This is a genomic window from Xanthomarina sp. (assembly GCF_035306705.1).
Classification (GTDB): domain Bacteria; phylum Bacteroidota; class Bacteroidia; order Flavobacteriales; family Flavobacteriaceae; genus Xanthomarina.
Genome location: NZ_DATGNO010000079.1, coordinates 1 through 10,639 on the forward strand (window position 1 = coordinate 1; position 10,639 = coordinate 10,639).

A 10,639-nucleotide genomic window follows, 5' to 3' on the forward strand; every position below is an offset into this window, starting at 1 on the left:
TATTTATTAAATTAATTAGTTCTTTGTTTCTGAATTTTAAAAACGAGCAAATATATATCTTCTAGACTTATTTAACAAAATGTTTAGGATATATAACAAAAAAAAACAGCAATAAAATGCTGTTTTTTTTAATATCATAAAATTAGAGGCTTACATACCTTGCAACTTATCAGTTTTTTCGTAACCCGCTGGAGGGGTCATGTCAAACTTATCATCTGAAATAGGTTCTTTTTTGATTTCAGTAACCTCTTGAGTGATAGTTAAATCCATTCCCATTTGGCTCATATTCATGGTTAAATATAACGGAAAACCCTTTAAATCGGCACCCATCATGGTCGATTGTTGAGAAATAGCACTTATCTTATCTGTGGTATACACATTCATTTTTACAACAACGCCTTCCTTCTCTATTTCCACGTTATACTCTTGACATTCGTAACCAAGAACATTTTTAGTCGAATCTCCCTTTGTAACTTTAACACTATCCACATCATCTTCTGATGGTTCCATAGTTTGAAGCACATACTTTTTACCCGTCATTTGGTTATTAAGGGTCATAAGCATCTGGTTATTGTCGATGTCCATAATAGCAATTGAAGAACCTGTCATGAAATTATTGGTTTCAGAACGTGTTTTATTTCCTTTAAAATAAGTGGTGGTCATAATATCGCCAATCATGGCTAATTGCCCTTGCAACTCTGCATTTTCCGTGGACATGGTTTGTTTTGAAGTAACCACGCCTTCAGTAATTTTTTCTTGTGAAAAACCTAGGCTGCTAACAGCAATAAATAGAATAAATAATATTTTTTTCATAGTAATAATTTAGTTATTGGTTTGTATAAAAAATGTCATTCTGAATAAATGTAAAGAATCTTTTGTGAATATTTTACAAAAAAGATTCGATTTTTTAAGAATCATTTATCAGAATGACATTTTAAAGAATTTCTTATAATTCTAAAAGATCGTTTACTTTTCTAACAGCTTCTGCACTTTCTTTCATGTTTGCTTTTTCGGCATCATTTAAATGTAGCTCCACTATTTTTTCAATACCGTTTCTTCCCAAGATTACTGGAACCCCAAAACAGATATCTTTCATTCCGTATTCCCCATCCAAAAATACCGAACAAGGAAACATTTTCTTCTGGTCGCAAGCAATGGCTTGAACCAAACCACTTACAGCTGCTCCTGGAGCATACCAAGCAGAAGTACCTAATAATTTAGTAAGTGTTGCTCCACCAACCTTAGTGTCTTCTCTAACTTGCTCTAAACGTTCGGCCGATAAGAATTCTGTTACTGGAACCGAGTTTCTTGTGGCTAATCTTGTTAAAGGAATCATTCCCGTATCGCTATGTCCGCCAATTACCATGCCGTCCACATCGCTAATAGGTGCACCAAGAGCTTCGGCTAATCTGTATTTAAAACGTGCAGAATCTAAAGCTCCGCCCATACCTATAACTTTATGTTTAGGCAAACCAGTGGATTTTGCAGCTAAATACGCCATGGTATCCATAGGGTTACTAACAACAATAAGAATGGTGTTTGGTGAATGTTTCACTAAGTTGGATGACACGTCCTTTACAATTCCAGCATTAATACCAATTAATTCCTCACGGGTCATTCCTGGTTTTCTTGGAATTCCCGAAGTTATTACACAAATATTGCTATTTGCCGTGGCCGAATAATTGTTGGTTACTCCTGTTATTTTTGTGTCAAATCCGTTTAATGAAGCTGTTTGCATTAAATCCATCGCCTTACCTTCGGCAAAACCTTCTTTAATGTCCAATAAAACCACTTCTGAAGCAAAATTTTTAATAGCTATGTATTCTGCACAACTTGCTCCTACTGCTCCTGCTCCAACTACTGTTACTTTCATATTATAATTATTATTTTAAGTTAATATAAGAATGATACATCTCTTTTAAAACATTTGATTTTTAAACGAGACCTATCATATAATTTGATTTTCTCTAAAATTAAAATGAAGAAATTCTGAATCCTCAAAGCCTAGCTAAAAAACAACTTCTGTCCATATTATTTAACACGAACAGCTGTTTTTAAGGAATATTTCTGAAGGTTTTGTTTCGTAATTCCCAATTTACATCTGTCTGTTTAGCAGCTTACTTGCCAAACATTAGCAAATTTAACATTTTTAAATCATAAATGTTTCAAGATTTTACAAAATCTAAAATGAAAAGTTTAGTCCAAGAGAAGCACTATCAAATTTGGCAAAGGTATAATCTAAGTTTATGGCAAAAAAACCAAGTTTTACTTGGGCTCCTAACGTGGTTCTTACTCCAGACACCTTTTCTTCAATTGAAAAAGGATCGACAATTTTCTCAGAATAGATGAATCCATCGGTTACCATGTAAGTTCCCAATAAATCGGTATTAGACTTTCCGCTTAGATAGCCAAGAGCTCCATAAGCGTTTAAAACTTTAAAATTAGTTGAAGCTATTAGCTCAAATAATAAGGTATTAATATCTGTAGTCACCTTTTGCCCACTACCTTCCACAATATTGGTATTTGTAAAATCGTAACTCCCATCTAAATGCGTGTAAGCAATCAAGCCAGAGATAGCCACTGGAAAATACTTGTCGCGAGGTAACCAAGCGGTAAATTCCTGCTGAATTCCAAATCCGTAAAGTCCTGTTTTTACATCTTCGGTTTCAATTTTTGGAAAATATCGTGCTTTTATCTGGGTGCCTCTAAACGGCGAAAAACTAGCTTGCAAAAATGCTGTTGGGATAAAATTAATACCCGAAGAGCCTATTCCCGAGGGTAAAGTTATTTCTGTTTCTTGATTTCCAAAAATAGGATCATCGTAGGTTACTATAACTGTTATGTCCGGATTGTTATGTCCTAAAGCTGTAGCTACTGTTTTAGATGCACTATTATCTGGAAAACGAATGTTGTTATAATCGCTTACTCGCATCTCGAACGATTTCTTACTGTCGTTTATAAAGGAGGTATTCAATACCAGCCCAATTTCAAAGCCAAATTGTTTTTGACCTTTGGCATGATTAAACCACCCATTATTTATACCATAAGTCAAACCCTCGGTAGCTGGGGCCAAATAATCGGCACTAAAGCGCTTGGCATCATCAATACCGGCAGCCAATAAATCGTCTATATTATTTTGTGCATGTACGGTAAAAGAAGCTAAAAATAAGACTAGTAAATAAATTCTTGTACGCATGGCATTTATTTTATAGGTTAAGATCAAGGATACGGTTTCTTGATATATATTCAACTAAAAAGGTTTGCTTTTATTGCCTTCAAACAAAACAACAAAACAAAAAAACCTGCAGAATTCCTTAAAATTTTGCAGGTTTTGGATATATAATTTATTTAAAATATGCTAAAACAGCATTCTCAACTCCCATATTTTGGTCAGACCTTAATACGAGTATGAGTTTGCTTAAGCATCAATCTTTGCATAAATAGCATTCTTTTCGATAAACTCTCTACGTGGTGGAACTTCATCGCCCATAAGCATAGAGAAAACTCTATCCGCTTCGGCACCATTGTCTATTTGCACCAAACGCATCGTTCTGTGTTCTGGGTTCATGGTGGTGTCCCAAAGTTGCTCTGCATTCATTTCTCCAAGACCTTTATAACGCTGTATAGCAACGCTTCCTCCAAAGGATTCCGCAATAGCATCACGTTCTTTTTCCGACCAAGCATACTCTTTTCTCTGACCTTTTTTAACTAAAAACAAAGGTGGAGTTGCAATATAAATATGGTTATTCTCAATCAACTCTCTCATATACCTAAAGAAGAAAGTCAAAATTAAGGTTGCAATATGAGACCCATCAATATCGGCATCACACATAATCACTACTTTGTGATAACGCAATTTAGATAAGTTTAAAGCTTTACTGTCTTCTTCTGTTCCAATAGTAACTCCAAGCGCTGTAAAGATGTTTTTTATCTCTTCGTTTTCGAAAACTTTATGAACCATGGCTTTTTCCACGTTCAAAATCTTACCTCTTAATGGAAGAATGGCTTGAAACGCTCTATCTCTACCTTGTTTGGCTGTTCCACCTGCCGAATCTCCCTCGACAAGAAATACTTCACATTTTGCTGGATCTTGCTCAGAGCAGTCAGATAATTTCCCAGGCAAACCACCAATACTCATGACGGTTTTACGCTGTACCATTTCACGGGCTTTTTGAGCTGCGTGTCTGGCTTGAGCGGCTAAAATTACTTTTTGGACAATTATTTTGGCATCTTCCGGATGTTCCTCTAAATAATTGGTTAACATTTCAGATACTGCCTGACTTACAGATGCAGAAACTTCCCTGTTTCCAAGTTTGGTTTTAGTTTGTCCTTCAAATTGTGGCTCTTGAACCTTTACCGAAATAATGGCCGTTAAACCTTCACGGAAATCGTCTCCAGCAATATCAAATTTCAACTTATCCAACATCCCAGATTCATCGGCATATTTTTTAAGTGTATGTGTTAATCCACGACGGAAACCAGAAAGATGCGTTCCCCCTTCATGGGTATTAATATTATTCACATAAGAATGTAGGTTTTCAGCATAAGAGGTATTGTAAACCATGGCTACTTCTACCGGAACACCATTTTTCTCACCTTCAAAAGCAATCACATCCTTGGTTAACGATTCTCTGTTTCCATCCAAGAATCGGATAAATTCTTTAAGACCTTCTTCTGAATGAAACGTTTCGCCTTCAAATGAACCATCTTCTTTAACAAAACGTCTATCCACTAAATGAATGGTGATTCCTTTATTTAAATACGACAATTCGCGCATTCTACTAGCTAAAGTATCGTAGCTATACTCAACGGTTTGGGTAAAAATAGTATTGTCTGGTCTAAACGTAATAACCGTACCATTTTTATCTGTGTCGCCAACTGCTCTTACAGGATATAAGGCTTTACCTTTCGAGTATTCCTGCTCCCATACCTTACCATCTTTATATACGGTAGCCTTTAAGTGTTCAGATAAAGCGTTTACAACACTTACCCCAACCCCGTGAAGACCTCCTGAAACCTTATAGGAATCCTTATCAAATTTCCCTCCAGCACCAATTTTGGTCATTACCACTTCTAATGCCGAAACGCCTTCCTTTTTATGAAGATCCACTGGTATTCCACGTCCGTCATCTTCTGTAGAAACCGAATTATCTTCATTAATAGTTACTGTAATATTATTACAGTGTCCTGCCATGGCCTCATCAATAGAGTTATCTACTACCTCGTATACCAAATGATGAAGTCCTCTAGGACCAATATCTCCAATATACATGGAAGGACGCATACGCACATGTTCCATGCCTTCTAATGCCTGAATACTATCCGCTGAATAATTGTGCTTGTTAAATTCTTCTTTTTTATCGCTCATATAAATGTTTGTTGTTTCCTCCTACGCTAAAGTTTAGGTGGACATGTTGTTGTTAATCTTTTTGTTGAGCCATTAAATGACTTCACAAAAAAAGACGCTTTACAGCATCCTTTTGAATACCTACAAATATACGGATAAAAAACGCTTTTAGAAAGCATTTTAACGAGTATGATGTAATTTTATCAACATTTGTTAATTACCTAAAAGTGCGTTAAATCGCTTAAAAATGGCTTTAAATCTAATTTGCGCTAATTTTAACAGCTGCAAAAAAGTGCCAAAAACACAAAATCCCGCAGAAGCGAGATTTTGTGTTTTTAAAAATCCTATTTAAGGTTAATATTAGGATTAGTTCCCGTGAATAAAATCATTTAATTCTTCAACACTACTACTAAAATTGAATACATTATTTACTTTAAAATAGTTTTGAGGCTCTGTACAGTAATTAAAAGCAAATTTGGCGAATTCTAATTTATTCTCTTCAAATTTCAAGAGGTTACAAATTTCAATAATTTGATTACTTGTTAAACAATTTACAGAGGTAATCTGTTTCGCAATTTTGAGGGAAGTATCATCAAAACTAGTTGCCTTCAAAGTGCTTATTGCACTATTAAAATCTACTGAATTCATTCCATAAGCATTCCGGCACCCATCTACCAAGTCTTCTTCATAAAACTCACCTCCTCCAAAAGTTGTTTCGGCTACCGTATTAATTACAAATGGATTTTGTACAGAAACATTAATATTTTCTCCTTGGGCATTCACATTCGTATTAATCGAAATATTATTTATGGTTGTTTGAGCTTGAACAACCGTAGTTTCTTGTACTGGATCGCCAAAACGTCTAACATACACATTGGCAGGCGCACTATAACCTTGCACCACTGGGACCGAAGAAAAGAAACTCATTTTTCCTTTTCCTTGTTTATTTTTATTTCGTTTAATTTTATAAGTCACATCACTCATAATACCGTCTACATCTACAATTTGCATGTAATTTTTACTAATTGTTTCTAATGATTGATCTTCAAAAATAACTTTAGCGTGGTAATAAGAATTTGTCAACTCCTCTACACGAATATTGGTTTGAGGCAAATCATTCATCTGTTCACCATTTATTATCAGATAAAAAGCATCAGCATTTTCTGAAAACACAGTTAAATGTCCAAATGGCTGCATTTGAGAAAAAGCTGTTTGAACAAAAAACAGCACGACTGCCAATAAAAAGAAATTATTTTTCATAGTATATTATAAAAAGTTCTCGCAAAAATAACAGAAAATGAATCACTCGAACATTTGAAGGTATGTTTTTTTGAACGCACCACAACGTTCGAGTGATTTCTAATTTTATAGTTTTATTTTAAGGAGACAATTAGTATACCAAACTTAAATAGCTTCCAGTTTTTAATTAAACTAATTAATATGCATCGGCATGCACAGCGGCTACCGCTCTTCCAGATGGATCGTTCATGTTTTTAAAAGCCTCATCCCACTCCAATGCAATTTTTGTACTACAAGCCACACTGGCTTCTTGAGGCACGCTTAAAGCGGCTGTATCACTTGGAAAATGTTCAGTAAAAATAGAACGGTAATAATACTCTTCCTTACTTGTTGGGGTTTGAATTGGAAACTTGTATTTGGCATTTGCCAATTGCTCGTCTGTAATTTCTTTAGCAACAACTTCTTTTAAGGTATCTATCCAACCATAACCTACGCCATCGCTAAATTGTTCCTTTTGTCTCCAGGCAACACTTTCCGGCAACATGTCTTCAAAAGCTTTTCTTAAAACCCATTTTTCCATGCCTTGTCTTGATCGTGAATCCAACGCTTTTCCATCTATCATCTTATCCTGAGGGTTGATACGCATGGCCACATCCATAAATTCTTTATCTAAAAATGGCACACGACCTTCAATACCCCAAGCCGCCAAACTTTTGTTGGCTCGTAAACAATCATATTGATGTAGTTTGCTTAATTTTCTAACGGTCTCTTCATGAAATTCCTGAGCATTTGGTGCTTTATGAAAATATAAATATCCACCAAATATTTCGTCCGCACCTTCGCCAGACAATACCATTTTTATTCCCATTGATTTAATTACCCGAGCCATTAAATACATGGGTGTGCTTGCCCTAATTGTAGTTACATCGTAAGTTTCCAATTGATAAATAACATCTTTTATAGCATCTAAACCTTCTTGAATGGTGAATTTTATTTCGTGATGAATGGTTCCAATATGGTCTGCCACTTCTCTTGCCGCAGCCAAATCTGGAGAGCCTTCCAATCCTACTGAAAAACTGTGAAGTTGCGGCCACCAAGCTTCTGACGTGTCATTACTTTCAATTCTTCTTTGAGAGTATTTTTTAGCAATAGCAGAAGTAATGGAAGAATCCAGGCCTCCTGAAAGCAAAACGCCATAAGGCACATCGCTCATTAATTGTCTGTGCACAGCATCTTCCATGGCTTGACGGATTTCGGAAATTTCAGTTTTGTTGTTTTCCACAGCCGCATAATCCGTCCACTCACGTTTGTACCATTTTATAAGTTCACCATCTTTACTGGACATATAGTGCCCAGGAGGAAATAATTCTATTTTAGTACAAACGCCTTCAAGCGCTTTTAATTCGGATGCCACATAAAAGGTTCCATGCTCGTCCCATCCCATATACAACGGAATAATTCCCATATGATCTCGAGCAATAAAGTATTCATCTTTTTCAACATCATAAAGAGCAAAACCAAAAATACCGTTCATGTCGTCTATAAAATCAACACCCTTCTCTTTGTATAGTGCTAAAATAACCTCACAATCACTTTGTGTTTGAAAATTGTAAGTGCTTTTTAATTGCTTTCTAAGCTCTCTATGGTTATATATTTCACCATTGGCTGCTAAAACAAGTTGTTTATCATTACTTAATAAAGGTTGTTTTCCAGAAGCTGGATCCACAATTGCTAAGCGCTCATGAGCCATAATTACTTTCTCATCGCTATAAATCCCACTCCAATCTGGACCTCTATGACGAATTTTTTTAGCCATCTCCAAAACTTGAGGTCTCAAGTCTTCAGTTTTCTGTTTTAAATCGAACGCACATACTATTCCACACATAATCTAATTCTTTTGGTGTTTTTAAAATCTGATACAAATATGAGACTGAAATATCAATACTGAAAGCATAAATCAATAAATGATTACATATTGAAACAAATTATCTTAAAATGATTCGTTATTAAAACTTAATCAAGTATAATCTTAAACTTTTCTTTATAGACTGAAATATGAGGGTTTATCTAACGAGTTTTCATAATAATTTCAAAGGAAAAACGTTAAAACACATAAAGGCATAAACCTATTTATTTTTATTCCTTTATATTTATAAAAAAAATCTATGAAAAAATCAACTTTATTATCCGCTTTGACATTTATATGTGTCTTATTTTTTTCAACAAGTATGTTTGCGCAAAGCTTTAGCGACTTAGACAAAAGCTCCATGGATGCCGCTAGTTTTCCGAGTGACTACAAAATTTCAGATAAACAAGTAAAAGTAATTTATAGCAGACCTCTATTAAAAGGCAGAGATGTTAAAACCCTGGCGCCAAACGGAAAAGTTTGGCGAACTGGAGCAAATGAAGCTGTAGAAATCACCTTTTACCAAGATAAAATGTTTGGCGACAAACAAGTTAAAGCAGGAACCTATTCCCTATTTACCATTCCTGGTGAAAAAGAATGGACATTTATATTAAGTTCAGACATCAATGTTTGGGGCGCATATTCCTATAACGAAGCGAATGATGTTGTTAGAGTTACCGGACAAGTAAGTGAAGGCAAAAAATCTTTGGAAGCATTTTCCATGGCTTTTGACGACGAAGGCAATATGTATTTAGGATGGGACACCTTGCGAGTTACTGTTCCGGTTAAATAAAACTTAGAAACACATACGATACCAATAAAAAATGTTCCAAGGGCTTAAAATCTTGGAACATTTTTATTTTTAATCGTTATCAGCGGGTTTTGTTACAGTCCTGTTCGACTTCAACTTTCAGACGAGCAACTTCAATCTAGAACTCAAGAAGTTCGTATAATCAGACACCTCACCTAATTCCTAATTAAGGTATATTCAAATATTTATGGGTTTGCAAAGACACTTTCCATTGCGGATTTGCCATTACATAATCCACAATTAGCGGCACCATTTTATCACGCATGCTCCATTCTGGTTGCAAATATAAAATGCAATCTTTATTGACTTTTGCTGCTTGTTCTTCGGCAAATTTAAAATCGCTTTTATTAAAAACAATCATTTTAAGCTCATGTGCCTTTTGATATATCTCTTCTGTAGGGAGTTTTAATTTTTTAGGCGACAAACAAATCCAATCCCAAGTTCCGGTTAATTTGTAGGCACCAGAAGTTTCAATATGTGTTTGCAATCCTTTTGCTTTTAGTTCTGCAGTTAATGGCGTCATGTCCCAAGTTAAAGGCTCTCCCCCAGTAACCACAATGGTTTTACTGTATTTAACGGCATTATCAACAATTTTATCAATGTCTGTTGGAGGATGCAAATCTGCCAACCAACTTTCCTTTACATCACACCAATGGCAACCAACATCGCAGCCACCAATTCTAATAAAATAAGCTGCTGTTCCCTTATGGAAACCTTCACCTTGAATAGTATAAAACTCTTCCATTAAAGGCAACATCAACCCTTTATCTATTAGCTCTTGTCTTTCACTTTTTGTCATAGGGTGCAAAGATAGCTATTTCAATATGTAAAGTTATTAAGTGCCTGAAGTATTTAAAGTTAAAAATTTTAACTTCAATTTCTTAATTTAAGAATCTAAAACACGTTGATTTTTTAGTACAAAACACTTTCAAAAGAAATGCCGGACAGATTAGATTTCCTTCTTAAATTGTTGAAAAGAAATCTCTAAGGATTGGTTCAAGATTCGTCTTTTTATACAAAATCTCAGGTTCCATGCATAAATACCAGCGATTCTTGACTCTTTAAGAACTGACAAAACCCTGGATTCAACACTAGAAAAAACACAGAAACAAACCCATTATTAAAAGTATTTACTAGTGCCACTTTTATTAGAAATGTTTTGGCATACTTAATAAAGTCATCAAAAAATAATCATGTAACTTTGTCAACTAAATAAAATCACCCCTATTTTATATGAAAACATCCATCCTTAGTCTAGCCATTGTAGGCTTTTTATTAATTGGTTGCAAAAAAGAACAAGATCCCTTTCAAATTGGGAAGCAGCATGTTGGTTTAT

At 35.0% G+C, this 10,639-nt stretch carries 8 protein-coding genes; 1 reads left to right on the forward strand and 7 read right to left on the reverse strand.

What is annotated here, in order from left to right; all coding sequences use genetic code 11:
- Positions 1–150: 150 nt before the first annotated feature.
- From VKY47_RS06840 to asnB, 6 genes are all read right to left on the reverse strand, one after another.
- Positions 151–813 carry a hypothetical protein gene (locus tag VKY47_RS06840; protein ID WP_324311506.1) on the reverse strand — a complete coding sequence of 221 codons (663 nt, stop codon included), beginning with the start codon at positions 811–813 and terminating at the stop codon, positions 151–153.
- A 133-nt stretch (positions 814–946) separates the two neighbouring features.
- Entirely contained in the window at positions 947–1,873 is a 927-nt protein-coding gene (gene mdh, locus VKY47_RS06845) for a malate dehydrogenase (protein ID WP_324311507.1), read from the reverse strand.
- A 309-nt stretch (positions 1,874–2,182) separates the two neighbouring features.
- Positions 2,183–3,250, reverse strand: a complete 1,068-nt coding sequence (locus VKY47_RS06850) for a DUF6588 family protein (protein ID WP_324311509.1) — start codon at positions 3,248–3,250, stop codon at positions 2,183–2,185.
- A gap of 168 nt (positions 3,251–3,418) precedes the next feature.
- Entirely contained in the window at positions 3,419–5,368 is a 1,950-nt protein-coding gene (gyrB, locus tag VKY47_RS06855) for a DNA topoisomerase (ATP-hydrolyzing) subunit B (RefSeq protein ID WP_324311510.1), read from the reverse strand.
- A gap of 345 nt (positions 5,369–5,713) precedes the next feature.
- Entirely contained in the window at positions 5,714–6,607 is an 894-nt protein-coding gene (locus tag VKY47_RS06860; RefSeq protein ID WP_324311511.1) for a proline and serine-rich protein 1 family protein, read from the reverse strand.
- 175 nt (positions 6,608–6,782) lie between these two features.
- Positions 6,783–8,471 carry an asparagine synthase B gene (gene asnB / locus VKY47_RS06865; RefSeq protein WP_324311512.1) on the reverse strand — a complete coding sequence of 563 codons (1,689 nt, stop codon included), beginning with the start codon at positions 8,469–8,471 and terminating at the stop codon, positions 6,783–6,785.
- Between the two features lie 280 nt (positions 8,472–8,751).
- On the opposite strand from asnB, the gene VKY47_RS06870 reads away from it, so the two are divergent.
- A complete protein-coding gene (locus VKY47_RS06870; protein WP_324311514.1) occupies positions 8,752–9,285 on the forward strand; it encodes a DUF2911 domain-containing protein in 534 nt (177 codons plus the stop codon).
- A gap of 184 nt (positions 9,286–9,469) precedes the next feature.
- Here VKY47_RS06870 and VKY47_RS06875 read toward each other — a convergent pair whose 3' ends face one another.
- Positions 9,470–10,102 (reverse strand): 7-carboxy-7-deazaguanine synthase QueE, encoded by a 633-nt coding sequence (locus tag VKY47_RS06875; RefSeq protein WP_324311516.1) that lies wholly within the window; start codon positions 10,100–10,102, stop codon positions 9,470–9,472.
- Positions 10,103–10,639: the final 537 nt, after the last annotated feature.

Coding starts and splice junctions, on each gene's coding strand:
- VKY47_RS06840 (WP_324311506.1), bottom strand. CDS start 813: ATGAAAAAAATATTATTTATTCTATTTATTGCTGTTAGCAGCCTAGGT.
- mdh (WP_324311507.1), bottom strand. CDS start 1,873: ATGAAAGTAACAGTAGTTGGAGCAGGAGCAGTAGGAGCAAGTTGTGCA.
- gyrB (WP_324311510.1), bottom strand. CDS start 5,368: ATGAGCGATAAAAAAGAAGAATTTAACAAGCACAATTATTCAGCGGAT.
- VKY47_RS06860 (WP_324311511.1), bottom strand. CDS start 6,607: ATGAAAAATAATTTCTTTTTATTGGCAGTCGTGCTGTTTTTTGTTCAA.
- asnB (WP_324311512.1), bottom strand. CDS start 8,471: ATGTGTGGAATAGTATGTGCGTTCGATTTAAAACAGAAAACTGAAGAC.
- VKY47_RS06870 (WP_324311514.1), top strand. CDS start 8,752: ATGAAAAAATCAACTTTATTATCCGCTTTGACATTTATATGTGTCTTA.
- VKY47_RS06875 (WP_324311516.1), bottom strand. CDS start 10,102: ATGACAAAAAGTGAAAGACAAGAGCTAATAGATAAAGGGTTGATGTTG.